This window comes from Bacillus cereus group sp. Bc010, assembly GCF_027716745.1.
Taxonomy (GTDB): domain Bacteria; phylum Bacillota; class Bacilli; order Bacillales; family Bacillaceae_G; genus Bacillus_A; species Bacillus_A pacificus.
Map to the genome: position 1 here is coordinate 171,408 of NZ_JAQFUY010000004.1, position 16,230 is coordinate 187,637.

The window sequence follows — 16,230 nt, forward strand, 5'->3', positions numbered from 1 at the left end:
AAAAGAGCAGTTTTTATTATTCTTGTTAAGTACACAGTAAGAGTTGGGGGATAAAAATGGCTAAAAAGTTAACCGTAGATGAAGTAGAAAATATGAGTTTAAAAGTTATTGAAAATGCAAGTGAATTAATAGAGGATGCAAAGTTATTATTAGAAAATAAAAGATATGCACGTGCTTATACTCTTTCTCATTTAATGTGTGAAGAATTATCTAAAATTCCGATGTTTGGTAGGGCGTTGACTGAAAGTGCAATGGATAAAAATTATAATTGGAAGGATTTGCATAAACGTTTGGTGAATCACAACCCTAAAATTAGATTGTTTATGATGATGCCCACTGTAAATGTGAAAGGGTTAGAAAAGATTGTTGGTATACCTGAGAGTCAAGGGGTTAAAGCGTTTGAGAAAATATTAAACAATTTAAAAAATAATAGTCTATATAGCGGGTTTCAAGGTAATGATTTCAAGAAGCCATCCGAAGTTATTACTAAAGAAATTGCAGAAACTATGTTTGAAATTGCTAGCGAGTATTTTATGTTTATGAAAGTTACAGAAGGGAAGTTGAGGGGGACTACACATAAAGCAGTTGGAGAAGATTTTATTGCTTATTTTTCTGGATTAAAAGAAATGGTTGAACAAAATCCTGAAACGCTTGAACTTCTGACTTTACTAATAGAGAAAAATTATGAATGCCTAAAAGAAAGTCGAAAAAAGAAAGAGAGTTAAATTCCCTATTTTTATTTATGAACGCGTTAGTAGGATATTAGGAATTTTAATTATTGTAGATACCGATGAAGTATGTTAAGATACAATGATGTGTCTAATACATAAATCCATTGTATTTTTTTTCTAGACATATTATTATGGAAGTAGTAACAAATGATTCGGAAAAAAGAAATTAGAGGAAACCTTTAAATTACTATGTTTATGAGTATATTGTGGTGACAGATTACTACCAATACTTCGGAAAACGTCCACCTCGTAATTCATAGTATAAAACTCCTTTAGCGCGCATATACTGGCTATTATGTAATGCGTAAAGGAGGAACTGATATGGATAGTTTCCAATTATCAATGATTCAAAAAGCTATTCACCGTACGTATGATGAGCTCGGAAAAGAAGTGGATAACGAAGGTGCGATTGTAGATGAAATACAAAAAGCACAAGAAGAATATTTGTTAGCTCTTTCGCATGAAACAGCGATAGATAAACGGTATTTAAAGTCATTAATATAGAAGAAAATTTTCCTTTTTCGAAAGGAAAATTTTTTTTCGTGTATTTCCATGTATTGCAACAGGGGAAAGTGGCTGCGCACATATGAGTAGCAGTTGCTATATCTTTTATAGAAAAACTTTTTGGTTGGAGGCTAAGGATGTTTACTGAGAAGAGATTACCATTTGAAGTAGGGAAACAAGATAATTTTTATGATAAGTTGAATGAGTGGATTGGAGATGTGTTTTACGACATCCTTCCGGAAAAAGGTTTTGAAGAGCGTGATGAACAAATTTTTATGGCGTTTCAATTAGAACGTGCTTTCCAAGAAAAGAAAGTAATGTTCGCAGAAGCGGGTGTAGGAACAGGGAAAACAATTGTATATCTTCTATATGCAATTTGCTATGCGCGTTATACTGGAAAACCAGCGATTATCGCTTGTGCTGATGAAACGTTAATTGAGCAGCTTGTGAAAGAAGAAGGGGACATTGCTAAATTATCTGAGGCATTAGGCTTATCGGTAGATGTAAGACTTGCGAAATCAATGGATAATTATTTGTGCTTACGTAAACTTGAAGATGTTATGAGTGGACGAGCTCCAGAAGTAATTGAAGATGTATACTACGAATTACCGCAGTTTGTATTTGATCATGGTACGATGCAAAACTTTACTCACTACGGTGACAGAAAAGAATTTCCTCTTTTAAATGATGAGGAATGGTCAAAAGTAAATTGGGATTACTTCCAAGATTGCTTCACTTGTGATTCTCGTCATCGTTGTGGTCAAACCCTTTCTCGTGAACATTATCGTAAAGCAGCAGATTTAATTATTTGTTCTCAAGATTTCTATATGGATCATATTTGGACGTATGATGCACGTAAACGTGAAGGGCAAATTCCGTTATTACCAGAAAGTAGCTGCGTTGTATTCGATGAAGGACATCTTGTAGAGTATGCAGCTCAAAAAGCTTTAACATATCGTTTAAAGCAAACGATGATGGAGCAACTTTTAACAAGATTGTTGCAAAACGATATTCGTGAAGAGTTTGCGCATTTAGTAGAAGAAACAATTTGGCAAACAGAGCGATTCTTTGATGTGTTACAAGAAAATAAAAAAGAAATTGCCGGTTCTGATCGTTTAGAAATTACTGTGACAGAAAAAGTAACTGCTGAAGCGAAGCGACTTTATGCGAAAATTGGTGAAGTCGGTGATGCATTAGTATTTGAAAGTGAAATGCATACAGTAAACACGTATGACTTAAATATCGTTGATGAACATTTAGATGTATTAGAACATTCACTTCGTCTGTTCATGCACGAGAAAAATGTAATTACATGGGGTGAAGAAGGTGATGGAGCCTTCACGTTAGTGATTATGCCACGTGCAGTTGAAGAAGTATTACAAGAGAAAGTATTCTCGAAGAAAATCCCGTATATTTTCTCTTCTGCTACATTATCTAATAACGATTCATTCGCATTTACAGCAAATAGCTTAGGAGTAAAAGATTACTTGTCATTCTCGGTTGCTTCACCGTTTGATTATGAGGAGCAAATGGCAGTAAACTTACTATCCCATACGAAAGAAAATGAATGGGAAAGAAAGTGTCAATATACACTTGAAAATATACAGAAAACAAATGGACGTACACTTGTATTATTCCGTACAACACAAGAACTTGCAGCGTTTAAAGAATATGTAAGTAAAGAACAAATGTCCGTTCCGTTCCTATATGAAGGGGATCAAGAAATTAGTCAGCTCGTTTCTCGTTTCCAAAATGAAGAAGAGACTGTACTTTGTGCCGTTCATTTATGGGAAGGTTTAGATATTCCTGGTTCATCATTATCACATGTTATCATTTGGTCATTACCATTCCCTCCAAACGATCCTGTGTTTGAAGCGAAGCGTAAACACGTAAATGATCCATTCTGGGATGTAGATGTACCATATATGATTTTACGTCTTCGTCAAGGGATTGGACGTTTAATTCGTACGAGCGACGATAAAGGTGCTATATCAATCTTCTTATCTGATACAGAAGATGAGAAAGTGATAGAAGCGGTGAAAAACGTACTACCAGTAGAAGGTAAAGAATTATAAGGAGAAAGCTTGGCGCTTGCCAAGCTTTTTTTCTATTATAAAAGGAATTTAGATTTCCATGTCGAATTAAGTTTGAGGTAGAAAAGGGAGGTTTTATACGATGACAGTAGCTACATATGAAGTAGAAAAACAATTTTTAACATATGTGAAGAAGATACAGAATTATGGAGAGGCATTAAGCTTAATGTTTTGGGACTTGAGAACAGGTGCGCCTAAAAAAGGTGTAGACCAGCGTTCAGAAGTAATTGGCATGCTTTCATCAGAAGTATTTGCTATGTCGACTTCAGATGAGATGGGGAACTATTTAACAGAGCTTGAAGCTTTAATAAGTGAAGACAAACTTTCTGAAACGACGAAGAAAATGGTGGAAGAGTGTCGTAAAGAATATGATAGAAATAAGAAAATTCCACAAGCGGAATATGAAGCGTATGTGAAATTAGAAGCGAAAGCAGAAAGTGTGTGGGAAGAAGCTCGCGAAAAATCTGATTTCGAAATGTTCCGTCCGTATTTAGAACAAATCGTTGAATTTAAAAAGAAGTTCATTACATATTGGGGTTACGAAACATATAAATATAATACATTATTAGATATGTATGAGCCGGGTATTACGGTAGAAGTATTAGACCACGTATTTGGTCAACTTCGTGAGCGTATCGTACCGCTCGTAAAAGAAATATCGGAGTCGCAAAAGAGATTAAAGACAAGTGCTTTATCGGAACATTTTTCAAAAGAAAAACAAAAAAACTTTACATTAGAGCTATTAAAGCAATTAAATTATGACTTTGAAGCAGGTCGTCTTGATGAAACGGTACATCCATTCGAGATCACATTAAATAGAGGGGATGTTCGTATTACGACACGCTATGACGAAAAAGACTTCCGTATGGCTGTGTTTGGAACAATTCATGAATGTGGTCATGCTGTATATGAGCAGAATATTGCAGAGAAATTTGAAGGTACACCGCTATGTAGTGGAACATCTATGGGTATTCATGAGTCACAATCATTATTCTTTGAGAACTTTATCGGTCGTAATAAATCATTCTGGAAGAAAAATTATGATTTATTAAAAGAGTATAGCGATGGTCAATTCAATGATTTATCAGTAGATGAGTTTTACGATGCGATTAATGAATCGAAGCCGTCGTTTATTCGTATAGAAGCAGATGAGCTTACATATCCGCTTCACGTCATGGTTCGTTATGAACTTGAGAAAGAATTATTTGATGGTACATTACAAGTGAAAGATTTACCAGCCGCTTGGAATGATAAGATGGAAGCATATTTAGGAATTCGCCCGGCTAACGATGCACAAGGCGTATTACAAGATGTTCACTGGGCTGGTGGTTCATTTGGATACTTCCCATCTTATGCGCTTGGCTATATGTATGCAGCGCAATTTAAGCAAAGAATGTTAAAAGACATTCCGAACTTTGATGCATTATTAGAAGAAGGAAACGTAACACCAATTCGTGAATGGTTAACAGAAAATATTCACCAATACGGTAAAACGAAAAAGCCACTTGAAATTTTAGAAGATGTAACAGGTGAAGGATTAAATGCAAATTACTTAGCAGATTATTTAGAAGCGAAGTATAAAGAAATTTACGAGTTATAAAAAGAGCTGCTTACTTGCAGCTCTTTTTTTAAAGGGGGGAGAAAAATGGATTATACATATACAGTAATGACGCAAGAAGAAGCAGAAGAAATTGCATACAACTGGCATTATGAAGGGGAATATTCCTTTTATGATATAGAGGCAGATGAAGAAGATTTAACTGAATTTTTACATGATGAGAGTAGGGGGGATCATACCTTTTCTGTGAAGGAAAATGGCACTCTCATTGGTTATTTTACTGTTTGTAAAATAAATGATGGGACGGTTGATATAGGTCTTGGAATGAAACCTAATATAACTGGAAATGGGTTTGGATTACAGTTCATAAACGCTATACTAGCTTTTAGTAAAGAAAAATATGGATGCAAGTATATAACACTATCAGTAGCTACATTTAATAAGAGAGCAATTAAAGTGTATAAAAGGGCAGGATTTGAAGCAGTTGGAACGTTTATACAGAAAACAAACGGTAGTTATTTTGAGTTTTTGAAAATGAACTATATATGTAAAAATGATTAAAAACAGAAGAATCTCCTCTGTTTTTAATTTTGATGCAGAAATAAATAATATTTTTGTAATTGGGTGCTTTGAATTTTTGATAGAGGATGTGTATGATTGAATTTCAGTAGTAAATGTGAAGTTTAGTCAGGAGAGGTAGAATGGTTACAATTAAAACGAAAAATGAAATAGATGTAATGCATGAATCTGGAAAGTTACTTGCTTCATGTCATAGAGAAATTGCGAAAATAATGAAACCAGGTATTACAACAAAAGAAATTAATACGTTTGTGGAAGCATATTTAGAACGGCATGGTGCAACGTCTGAGCAGAAAGGGTACAACGGATATCCATATGCGATATGTGCATCTGTAAATGATGAAATGTGTCATGCGTTTCCGGCCGATGTTCCTTTAACTGAGGGTGATATTGTAACAATTGACATGGTAGTAAACTTAAATGGTGGTCTTTCAGATTCTGCTTGGACGTATAGAGTTGGAAAAGTTTCTGATGAAGCAGAAAAGTTGTTACTAGTAGCTGAGAATGCTTTGTATAAAGGCATTGATCAGGCGATAATTGGTAATCATGTAGGAGATATTGGTTATGCGATTGAAAGTTATGTAGCAAGTGAAGGTTTTTCTGTCGCAAGAGACTTTACGGGACATGGAATTGGTAAAGAGATTCATGAAGAACCAGCAATTTTTCATTTTGGTAAGCCGGGACAAGGGCCTGAGTTACAAGAGGGAATGGTAATTACGATTGAGCCAATTGTCAATGTAGGTATGCGATATTCGAAAGTAGATTTAAATGGATGGACTGCGAAAACGATGGATGGGAAATTATCAGCTCAATATGAGCATACAATTGCGATTACAGAAGATGGACCGATCATTTTAACGAAGTTGTAATTTGGAATGAAAGAGTTTACAAAACTCGAACGAAAATGATGATTTTATAAAATTTGTCCGTGTTTTATTAATAAAAGCTTTTCAAAGTATAAAAAGTACGTTATAATCCTTCTATAAAATAAATAGTTAGCTACACTCATATAATCGCGGGGATATGGCCTGCAAGTTTCTACCGAAGTACCGTAAATACTTTGACTATGAGTGAGGACGAATATATTTGCTTGTTTAGCATTCTTTTTTTGCGAAACTCCAAAAGCGCGTCTCTCACTTGTAACGAGTGGTGGCGGCTTTTGGAGTTTTTTTATTGCATAAGAGGGGGAACAAACATGAAAGTATTACAAGAAAAGATTTTGAACGAAGGAAAGGTTTTATCTGGTGACGTATTAAAGGTAGATGCTTTTTTAAATCATCAAATTGATCCAGTACTTATGCAAGAAATCGGAAAAGAATTTGCTAAACGTTTTAAAGAAGAGAACATTACAAAAATCGTGACGATTGAATCTTCAGGTATTGCACCAGCGGTTATGGCTGCATTAGAACTTGGTGTAAAAGTAATTTTTGCTAGAAAGCGTAAATCGTTAACGTTACAAGATAATATGTATGTGGCAAACGTATATTCATTTACGAAACAAGAAACGAATGAAATTTCATTATCTCGAAATCATATCGATGAAAGTGATCGCGTTTTAATTATTGATGACTTTTTAGCAAACGGTCAGGCTGCTTTAGGTTTAATGAGTTTAGTAGAGCAAGCCGGAGCAAGTATTGCAGGTATTGGTATTGTTATTGAAAAAGCATTTCAAGATGGAGGAAAGAAGCTTCGTGAACAAGGAGTTCGTGTTGAATCACTAGCAGAAATTGCATCACTTGATAACGGCACAGTTACATTTGTACAGCATGAAACTGCGGAGGTGAAATAAGCGATGAAGCAACATCCATTTAAAATCGCATCACTTGGTATGCAGCATATGCTTGCAATGTATGCTGGTGCAATTATCGTTCCGCTTATTGTGGGCGGCGGACTTGGTTTAAATCAAAAAGAGTTAACGTACTTAGTCTCAATTGATTTATTAATGTGCGGCGTTGCGACAATTTTACAAGCATTATCAAATCGCTTTTTCGGTATTGGACTTCCAGTTGTACTTGGTTGTACATTTACAGCGGTTGGCCCGATGATTGCAATCGGGAAACAATACGGCGTATCCTCTATTTATGGAGCGATTATTGCTGCGGGGTTATTCGTTGTTATTTTTGCGAAATTATTTGGAAAGCTTGTAAAGCTGTTTCCCCCTGTTGTAACAGGATCTGTCGTTACCGTAATTGGAGTTACACTTGTTCCTGCCGCTATTAATGATATGGCTGGTGGAGTAGGAAGTAAAGATTTTGGTAGTCTTGAAAATTTAGCATTAGCATTTGGTGTGTTACTATTTATTATCATTATGTATCGTTTCTTTGACGGATTTATTCGTTCAATCTCTATTTTACTAGGTCTATTGTTCGGTACAATCGTTGCAGCATTTATGGGGAAAGTAAGCTTGCAAGCGGTTGGAGAAGCGGATTGGTTCCATGGTATCCAGCCATTTTATTTCGGTACACCAACATTTGAATTAACGCCAATTATTACGATGATTCTCGTTGCTTGCGTAGGGATTGTAGAAGCGACAGGCGTTTACTTTGCATTATCTGATATTTGCAATAAAAAGATTGGTGAAAAAGAATTAACAAAAGGTTATCGTGCAGAAGGATTAGCGATGGTGTTAGGTGGTATTTTCAACGCTTTTCCGTATACAACATACTCTCAAAACGTAGGGCTTGTTCAATTAACTGGAGTAAGAAATCGCGTGATTATTTACACGTGTGGTGGTATGTTAATCGTTCTTGGGTTCATTCCAAAAATCGCCGCTATTACAACAATCATTCCGAAATCAGTACTTGGCGGTGCGATGTTAGCGATGTTCGGTATGGTAATGGCATATGGTATTAAAATGTTAAGTAGCGTTGATTTTGGAAGACAAGAAAACTTATTAATCGTTGCATGTTCTGTCGGAATTGGACTAGGAGTTACTGTCGTTCCTACATTATTCTCACAACTTCCAGAAAGTATTCGTATTTTAACAGATAACGGAATCGTACTTGGAAGTGCGTCAGCAGTCCTTTTAAATATCGTATTTAATATGGTGCCGCAGCGTAAAGTGAAAGTAAAGGATGAACCAGTTCCGATACAAAGTGCGGTAAGAGAAGCGTAAAATTGATAAAAGGTTCAAATCGCATGCGATTTGAACCTTTTATTTTTGTGTTGCTTACGAGACCTTGCTTTTCTTTTTAAGTGGCATCATCTTTCCGTACGTACCAAGGCGCCATATATACTCAAGTGGCCCGTATTGGTAACGTGACAGCCACCAGCGGCTAATAAAGATTTGCAGCGTGTAGAAACCGATGCAAAATAGTGGTCCTACCCATAATGGAGCAAGATAATCATTTTTGAACAATATTCCGAATACAAGCAACGTAACAATTGTATGCGAGATATAATTTGTTAATGCCATTCGACCAACGTACTGGAACGGACGTAATATCTTTTGCCATTTTTCTTTTTGTAATAAACGCATGAGCGTGAAAATGTAGAATATGAATAATGTCTTTCCGCTTATCATCGTAATACCCATAAGTGAAAATGGTGTGTATGGTTGATTGTTCATAAAGAAGTAAACCATAATAAACCACATCGGTAATGTTAAAATGAACATAATGATTTGCCATTTTTTAAGTTTTGGATCTAATTCCTTAGCACGGCGGAAAATGTCTTTTTTACCGGCATATAATCCGAGTAAAAACAATCCTAGTGTTTCAGGAAGCATAATAAGACTGTTACGTATTGCTTCAGAATAGAAAGAATGGAATCGGTCTGTGATTTGTAAGCCCCAGTTTTCTAACGGCATAATTGCTGTGGAAAGGCCTAATTCCTCTACTGGCACGATTAACATGAGAAGAGAACCTAATAATGAGAACAGTTGCATGAAACTTAATAGTACAATTGACCATATTAAAATAGTACGTGGCTTTCTTTTGTAAAATAAAAATAAGAAAAACCCGGTAATTGCATAAGTATGTAAAATGTCTCCGTCCCATAAAAGAACGTAATGTAAGAAACCAAATAATAATAAAATAAGTAAGCGACGAACAAATAAAGTTTTTGGTCGATCTGTTTTCGCTTCAGCACGAGTCATAAAAATGTAAAATCCTAGGCCGAATAAAAACGAAAAGATAGTATAAAACTTTGTTTGAATAAACATATCGTAAAATAGGCGAATGTAGCTGTCTATCCCTTCGTAAATTCCTGTAATATCACGTGAGTCAATCCCGGCGATAACAGGCCAGTTCACAAGAAAAATACCAAGTACAGCTATTCCTCTAATAATATCGATGGAGTGTATCCTCTCGCCTTGTGAAATATTTTGTGTCATTATTTTCCTCCTTGTTAAGTAATTCCCTTTTATTATACAAAATGTAAGATGGAGGGTATAGGGTGGATTTCCATTTTTTTTAACTATTAAGTTATGTAAGATGAGATATAATAAGAGTGCACAACAAGTTTTACCTTTTTTCAAAACAGGCAGTGAAGCTCCTTCTTATAAGGGGCTTTCTTTATGAAAAAGTGTTGATAATGATTCTCTTTAATGATAAAATGTATTCAAAAGTGATAATCATTATCAAAAAAGGTTGGTGCATGAGTATGGTATATGCATTAGTAGCAGGTACAGTCACTGTATATGCAGTTATTGCAAAGTATGTTTTAAATGGAGTAGGAACAGCAAAATGAGTGATATTACATAAAATCCCTTTCATTTGTAAAAAGAATGAAAGGGATTTTTTATTTTTAATGAGAATATGCTGAAAATTTAGTATGATAGTAAAGTGAAAAGATAATCAATGAGTAGGTGCATTTCTCACTGGTTATTAGCTTGCAAATAGCATATACATCTTGGATAAAGGGGAACAAGGGGATGACAAACATAGTACAGACAAACGGTATGAAAAAACTTGTTTGTTTTTATGAAGAGTGGCAAAAACACGGCGATGCAGAGAATAGCTTAAAGTTGTTTGAAGTAATTCAAAAATATAAACGAGAGCAGCTTATGATAGCATTCTGCGGTCACTTCTCAGCAGGGAAATCAACGATGATGAATCATCTATATAAAGCGCAGTTGTTACCGACAAGTCCAATTCCGACAAGCGCTAACGTCGTTAAAATTGAAAAGGGATTTGATCGTGTTGTTGTAACGATTAAATCTGGAGAGCAGTACGAATATGACGGTGCATATTCAGCAGAAGAATTAAAACAAATTTGTAAAGATGGCGATGAGGTAATTGGTGTTCATATTTATCGGAATGATGCGCCAATTCCTGAAGGTGTTATGTTAGTTGATACACCAGGGATTGATTCAACAGATGATGCCCATCAACTAGCGACAGAATCAACGCTGCATCTAGCAGACGTGATTTTTTATATGATGGATTATAATCACGTCCAATCGGAAGTGAATTTACAATTTGTTAAAGAATTGAAACAACGTAATAAAACGGTTTATCTCGTTGTAAATCAAATAGATAAACATAAAGAAAATGAATTATCGTTTGCGGATTATAGAGATAGTGTAAAACAATCATTCTCTAACTGGGATATTGAAGTAGATGGAGTTTATTATACATCATTACGAATGATGAACCATCCACATAATGAAATTGAAAACCTAGAAACGCTAATTACTTCTATTATGAAAGAAAAAGAGCAGTATGTAAGAGATGGAATGGAGCGAGAAACAGAATATTTAATGGGGGAACATTTCTCGTTTATTCTTTCTGAAAATGAAAAAGCTCTTTTGAAATATGAGGAAGAGTTAGCATCACCGCTTTCCATTTCAGAAATAGTTGAAAAGAAAGAAGAGCTAACGGAAATGAAACATCGCGAGGCTAATAAAGAGTCTCAAATGAGAAATGAATTTATAAAGGGCTTACAAGCTATATTAGATAACGCGTATTTAATGCCATTTGAAATGAGAGAATTGGCAAATGCGTACTTAGAAACGAAATTAACAAAATTTAAAGTTGGTTTGCTATTTGCGAAAGGAAAGACTGAGCAAGAAAAACAGAGACGTTTAGATGCTTTTTATGCTGCTTTGCAAAAGACTGTCGAAACGCAACTTGATTTTCATGTGAAAGAATTTATTGTTGCCTTCTTAAAAGAAGAAGGGTTGTTTACAGAAGAGATTGGGAAAGACATATATGCTTTAGAAATTGCTTTTGGACCAGAAATGTTAGCGGAAGTAATTAAACAAGGTGCAGGTTTCACAGGTGATTACTTACTTCTTTATACAGCGGATGTAGCGAATGAATTAAAGAAACGTTATTTTACAAAAGCACAGCAAATTTTTGATAAAAGTGCAGTCGTTTTAAAGCAAAAGGTAAAAGAAGCAGTTGATCGTGTTGAAGAAGAGATTGAAACATATACGATGTTGCAAACTGCGAAAGAAACACAATTGCAATACAGTAACAATTTGGAGGCATATGAAGGCTATTTACAAAATATTTGGCATGATCGTGTTGCTACACCAGAAGGATTGCAAGTAGAGGAAATATTGCAAAGTAAAAAACAAATTGTTAGTGAGAAATTCACACTACAAGAGCAGGAAATTGTAAATGATAACGTAGCGGCTCGTGAGGAAGAGATAAAAGGAACGGCAGCTTTAAATATTCAGCGTATATTAGAGAAAGTGAAGAAAGCTGAAACGATATTAGAGCCATTGCCAGCGCTAAAACATGTACAGCAAGAGGTAATAGAAAAAAGGCGCCGTGTGGAAACGAAACAATTTACAGTGGCATTATTTGGAGCTTTTAGTGCTGGGAAATCATCATTTGCCAATGCATTGCTTGGTGAAAAAGTACTTCCTGTGTCACCAAATCCGACGACGGCAACGATTAATCAAATTTTGCCAGTTACAGAGGAAAAACCACACGGAACAGTAATGGTTCAATTTAAATCAAAGCAAGCCTTATTAGAAGATATGAAAGCTGTTTATAAGCTGTTTCATTATGAGATTACTACGTTAGATGAAGCGTTAGCACAGATTGATAAAGTTATGAAATACCCTTCACCAACTGGAAAGCAAAAAACAACATTTAGCTTTTTACGAGCGGTACAAAAAGGGTATGATACGGTTTCTGCGCATTTAGGTGAGCAAGTACAAGTTACATTAGATGAGTTTTCTGATTATGTAGCGAATGAAGAAAAATCTTGTTTTGTTGAGTACATGGAGCTTTATTATGATTGTGCATTAACAAGGCAAGGAGTAGCGCTTGTAGACACACCTGGAGCGGATTCTATTAACGCCCGCCATACAGACGTTGCGTTCCAGTATATTAAAAACGCAGATGCTATTTTATTTGTCACGTATTATAATCACGTGTTCTCTCGTGCTGACCGTGAATTTTTAATTCAGCTTGGTCGTGTAAAGGATACTTTTGCTCTTGATAAAATGTTCTTCTTAATTAATGCGGCCGATTTAGCAGAGTCTGAAGAAGAGCTTGAAATGGTAAAAGGTTATATCGCAGATCAGCTACTGCAATACGGTATTAGGAATCCGCGTTTATTTGCAATTTCAAGTTTATGTGCGCTTGAAGAGAAACAAGGGAAAAATATTGAAAAAGAGAAGTACGGTATTTTACAAAACTCTGGGATTGCTAAGTTAGAGGAATCATTTACATCCTTTATGATGAGAGATTTAATGCTCGTATCTGTTCATGCTTTATATGGTGCATTGCAAGGGGCAGATCAGCTGTTAGTAAATATGATAAATGGTGCAAAGCAGGGGAATGAAGAGAAAGAGAAGCAAACGAAAAAATATGAAGCAGAGCGTGATCAACTACTTCATATTATTTCATCATATAGTGTGCTTGCTGAAGAACAGGCGATGCAAAATGAAGTGAAAGAATTGCTTTATTACGTGCAACAACGTCTATTCCTACGCTATAACGATGTGTTTACTGAATTTATTAATCCAGCATCGCTTCGAACGGATGGAAATGTGAAAGTGCAGTTGCAGCAGTGTGTTATGGAATTAGTAGCATTTATTCAGCATGATTTATTACAAGAAATGCGTGCGACATCATTACGCCTTGAAAAATGGATAGATGAAGCGATGAAGCGTGCAAAGAATGAAATTGTGGTGAACTGTAAAGTAGAAAATGAATCAATTTCTATGAATGGAACAGTGGAATATGAATATAAAGATATTACACATAAAGAACCGTTCCCTTCAGTTGAAATAAAAGATTTCAAAAAAGCATTGGCACACTTTAAAAACGAGAAAAGCTTTTTTGAAAAGAATGACAAAGCCTTTATGCAAGAAGACGTTAAATCTGTATTAGAACCTCTCGTATCAAACTATGTAGCTGATGAAAAAGATTTATTTGTTCATCATTATAAGCAAGAGTGGGATTTGAAATGGAACTTATTCCAAAAAGTGATGCAGCAAGATGTGATGAATTATTATGAAAGTGTATTATTTGCATTGGCTGAAACAATTGATGTATCACTATATGAACAAAGTAAAGAACAATTGCAAAAGCAATTAGTAGAGATTGAAAAAGAAATGTATGTGATGTAGTCGTTATGAGAAAAAGATTCGTTCGATTTTCTTTTGTAGTACAGTATCTAAAGATTTGACAAACCCAGCAAATTCATCGGTAGAAATCATATGAGTAAGAACGAGTCGTCTGCCGTCTGGTGTTTCACCGCATAAGACGAACGAAGAAAATTCATATGTTTTGTTTTCTACTACTAATTTTGGATAGGAATACGTGTCGCTCTTCTTCTTCTTCTTTCCATCAATAGAGATGACGTTGCATTTTTTCTCATTGTTGTCCATGGTGAATCCCTCCTTTCTATTACTTATGGTAGACAAGGAGGGTTTAGAACAATAGAGAAGGGGGAATTTTTTATGACTGTTGTAATAGAACGTATTTCAAAAGAAGCTATACCGAAGTCTTTATTACTACTTGCCGATCCAAGTGAACAGCAAATTGGTGCATATGTACAAAGAGGATTAACATACGTAGCTAAGCAAGAGGATAATGTAATCGGTGTATATGTGATTTTGGAAACAAGGCCGAAGACGATGGAAATTATGAATATTGCGGTTGTAGAGCATTTGCAAGGAAAAGGCATTGGAAAGAAGCTAGTAAGTCATGCTATAGAAACTGCTAAAGGATATGGTATGTCAAAACTTGAAGTTGGTACAGGCAATTCTAGTGTTTCACAACTTGCTTTATATCAAAAATGTGGATTTCGTATTTTTTCTATTGATTTTGATTACTTTTCGAAGCATTATGAAGAAGAGATTATTGAAAATGGGATTGTATGCCGTGATATGATTCGGCTTGCAATGGAATTAAATTAAAACGTATAACTTATTTAGGGGGAAGAGAAGATGGAAGTACATAAAGCAATTACAGCACATTCTCGTAAACAAAATGAAAGTGTAAAAGCATGTTTACAATTAGATGCGCAGCGTGAAGCAGCTATTGAAGCAGCCGTATCTCTTGCGTCAAATGGGAAAGAATTTTCGGTTGATGTCATTAATGTTGTAACGAAGCAAATTAATGCTCTTGCAAAAAATGGTGTTACACTAGAGCGTAAATATGTTACAAAAGAAATGGTTATGGAGTATGTAAGTCGTTTGAAAGAGAAAGAAGGTCGTTAAAGATGTTAGTTACAGTCGAATGGTTACGTGAGCATATAGAAGATGAGAACGTCCGTATAATCGATTGTCGTTTTGATTTAGCGAATCCTAATTGGGGTAGAGAAAAGTATGAGGAAGAACATATTCCTCATGCATTATATTTTGATTTGAATGTAGATTTATCAAGTCCTATAACAGAACATGGTGGTCGCCACCCGTTACCGAATATTGAGGAGTTTGCAGACAAGCTTTCGCAAGCTGGTATTGATGAACATACGAAAGTGATTGCATATGACAGTGAAGCGGGTGCAAATGCTTCTCGTCTTTGGTGGTTATTAAACTATGTAGGACATGAGAAAGTATATATATTAGATGGCGGATTTCCAGCATGGAAAGAGAATGGACTACCGGTAACAACGGAAATTTCTGTTACTAAACGAAAAGCATTCAAAGCAAATGTACAAAATCATATGCTTGTAACGATGGAAACGGTGAGAGAGAATATTTATGCAAGTGCAGATGTTACGTTAATTGATTCTAGAGAGCCAAAACGTTATGCTGGTGTAGAGGAACTTGTTGATCCGAAAGGAGGACACATTCCAACAGCAGTAAATTATTTTTGGAAGGATGGAATGCTGCAATCAGGACAATTTAAGAATGAAGCTCAGCAACAAGAACGATTCCAAAATCTTTCGAAAGATAAGGAAACAATTGTATATTGTGGTTCTGGTGTTACAGCATGTCCAAATATCGTTGCATTGAAATTAGCTGGATTCCAGAATGTTAAATTGTATGCAGGTAGCTGGAGTGATTGGATTTCTTATCCAGAAAATCAAATTGCAAAAGAAGAAGATTAATCACTTGCATGCAAAAATAATTTGTATTAAAATAAGGTCACAAGCAAGAGATTGCTCGAAAAACTTTGTATTTTACACATTGGAAACAATGTGATAATATAACGACAAGTAAATAATACATCCTGCGGTGTACGTAACTTATTTATGTCTAAAACCGATGTTAGTTATACGGAAGCTCAATATTTAGCGACCATCATCAAGCCTTCCTTGTGGAGGAAGATGTACGGTAACTGTGAGGGCATCCACCTGCGAGTAGCGGGTTTTTGGACATTTACGAGGAGCGGCACGTGCGGGGGTCTTA

General features: G+C 35.4%; 14 protein-coding genes, 1 other RNA gene and 1 riboswitch. Of the genes, 13 read left to right on the top strand and 2 right to left on the bottom strand.

Annotation, left to right across the window (positions count from 1 at the left end; all coding sequences use genetic code 11):
• Positions 1 to 56: 56 nt before the first annotated feature.
• From PDQ68_RS07855 to pbuX, 8 genes are all read left to right on the top strand, one after another.
• Positions 57 to 725 carry an AbiV family abortive infection protein gene (locus PDQ68_RS07855; RefSeq protein WP_061184021.1) on the top strand — a complete coding sequence of 223 codons (669 nt, stop codon included), beginning with the start codon at positions 57 to 59 and terminating at the stop codon, positions 723 to 725.
• A gap of 327 nt (positions 726 to 1,052) precedes the next feature.
• Complete coding sequence (locus PDQ68_RS07860; RefSeq protein WP_016717030.1) at positions 1,053 to 1,235, top strand: DUF3921 family protein; 183 nt, start codon at positions 1,053 to 1,055, stop codon at positions 1,233 to 1,235.
• A 137-nt stretch (positions 1,236 to 1,372) separates the two neighbouring features.
• Positions 1,373 to 3,310 (top strand): ATP-dependent DNA helicase, encoded by a 1,938-nt coding sequence (locus tag PDQ68_RS07865; protein ID WP_000493698.1) that lies wholly within the window; start codon positions 1,373 to 1,375, stop codon positions 3,308 to 3,310.
• Positions 3,311 to 3,410: 100 nt separating this feature from the next.
• Positions 3,411 to 4,928 carry a carboxypeptidase gene (gene ypwA, locus PDQ68_RS07870; protein ID WP_000215092.1) on the top strand — a complete coding sequence of 506 codons (1,518 nt, stop codon included), beginning with the start codon at positions 3,411 to 3,413 and terminating at the stop codon, positions 4,926 to 4,928.
• Between the two features lie 45 nt (positions 4,929 to 4,973).
• A complete protein-coding gene (locus tag PDQ68_RS07875; RefSeq protein ID WP_061184022.1) occupies positions 4,974 to 5,447 on the top strand; it encodes a GNAT family N-acetyltransferase in 474 nt (157 codons plus the stop codon).
• 140 nt (positions 5,448 to 5,587) lie between these two features.
• Positions 5,588 to 6,334 carry a type I methionyl aminopeptidase gene (locus PDQ68_RS07880; RefSeq protein ID WP_000256355.1) on the top strand — a complete coding sequence of 249 codons (747 nt, stop codon included), beginning with the start codon at positions 5,588 to 5,590 and terminating at the stop codon, positions 6,332 to 6,334.
• Positions 6,335 to 6,450: 116 nt separating this feature from the next.
• Positions 6,451 to 6,552: riboswitch (purine riboswitch) on the top strand.
• 108 nt (positions 6,553 to 6,660) lie between these two features.
• Entirely contained in the window at positions 6,661 to 7,254 is a 594-nt protein-coding gene (locus PDQ68_RS07885; protein ID WP_000866487.1) for a xanthine phosphoribosyltransferase, read from the top strand.
• A 3-nt stretch (positions 7,255 to 7,257) separates the two neighbouring features.
• On the top strand, positions 7,258 to 8,580 hold the full coding sequence (pbuX, locus tag PDQ68_RS07890; protein WP_000809226.1) for a xanthine permease PbuX: 1,323 nt from the start codon (positions 7,258 to 7,260) through the stop codon (positions 8,578 to 8,580).
• A 54-nt stretch (positions 8,581 to 8,634) separates the two neighbouring features.
• Here pbuX and PDQ68_RS07895 read toward each other — a convergent pair whose 3' ends face one another.
• Positions 8,635 to 9,798 (bottom strand): DUF418 domain-containing protein, encoded by a 1,164-nt coding sequence (locus tag PDQ68_RS07895; RefSeq protein ID WP_073529922.1) that lies wholly within the window; start codon positions 9,796 to 9,798, stop codon positions 8,635 to 8,637.
• A gap of 540 nt (positions 9,799 to 10,338) precedes the next feature.
• On the opposite strand from PDQ68_RS07895, the gene PDQ68_RS07900 reads away from it, so the two are divergent.
• A complete protein-coding gene (locus PDQ68_RS07900; RefSeq protein ID WP_061184024.1) occupies positions 10,339 to 13,998 on the top strand; it encodes a dynamin family protein in 3,660 nt (1,219 codons plus the stop codon).
• Positions 13,999 to 14,001: 3 nt separating this feature from the next.
• Here the strand turns inward: PDQ68_RS07900 and PDQ68_RS07905 are convergent, their stop codons facing one another.
• Positions 14,002 to 14,259 (bottom strand): DUF3931 domain-containing protein, encoded by a 258-nt coding sequence (locus PDQ68_RS07905; RefSeq protein ID WP_061184025.1) that lies wholly within the window; start codon positions 14,257 to 14,259, stop codon positions 14,002 to 14,004.
• A gap of 72 nt (positions 14,260 to 14,331) precedes the next feature.
• Here PDQ68_RS07905 and PDQ68_RS07910 point away from each other — a divergent pair, with 72 nt between their 5' ends.
• The 4 genes from PDQ68_RS07910 (at position 14,332) to ssrS (ending at position 16,228) form a co-directional block, all read left to right on the top strand.
• Positions 14,332 to 14,790, top strand: a complete 459-nt coding sequence (locus PDQ68_RS07910) for a GNAT family N-acetyltransferase (RefSeq protein WP_061184026.1) — start codon at positions 14,332 to 14,334, stop codon at positions 14,788 to 14,790.
• A gap of 30 nt (positions 14,791 to 14,820) precedes the next feature.
• The gene (locus PDQ68_RS07915) at positions 14,821 to 15,093 is read left to right on the top strand and encodes a YpbS family protein (protein ID WP_000451811.1); all 273 of its coding nucleotides are present in this window, start codon (positions 14,821 to 14,823) and stop codon (positions 15,091 to 15,093) included.
• Between the two features lie 2 nt (positions 15,094 to 15,095).
• Complete coding sequence (locus tag PDQ68_RS07920; RefSeq protein ID WP_016717036.1) at positions 15,096 to 15,929, top strand: sulfurtransferase; 834 nt, start codon at positions 15,096 to 15,098, stop codon at positions 15,927 to 15,929.
• Positions 15,930 to 16,045: 116 nt separating this feature from the next.
• A non-coding RNA gene (gene ssrS, locus PDQ68_RS07925) (6S RNA) lies at positions 16,046 to 16,228 on the top strand.
• The last annotated feature ends 2 nt before the right edge of the window (positions 16,229 to 16,230 follow it).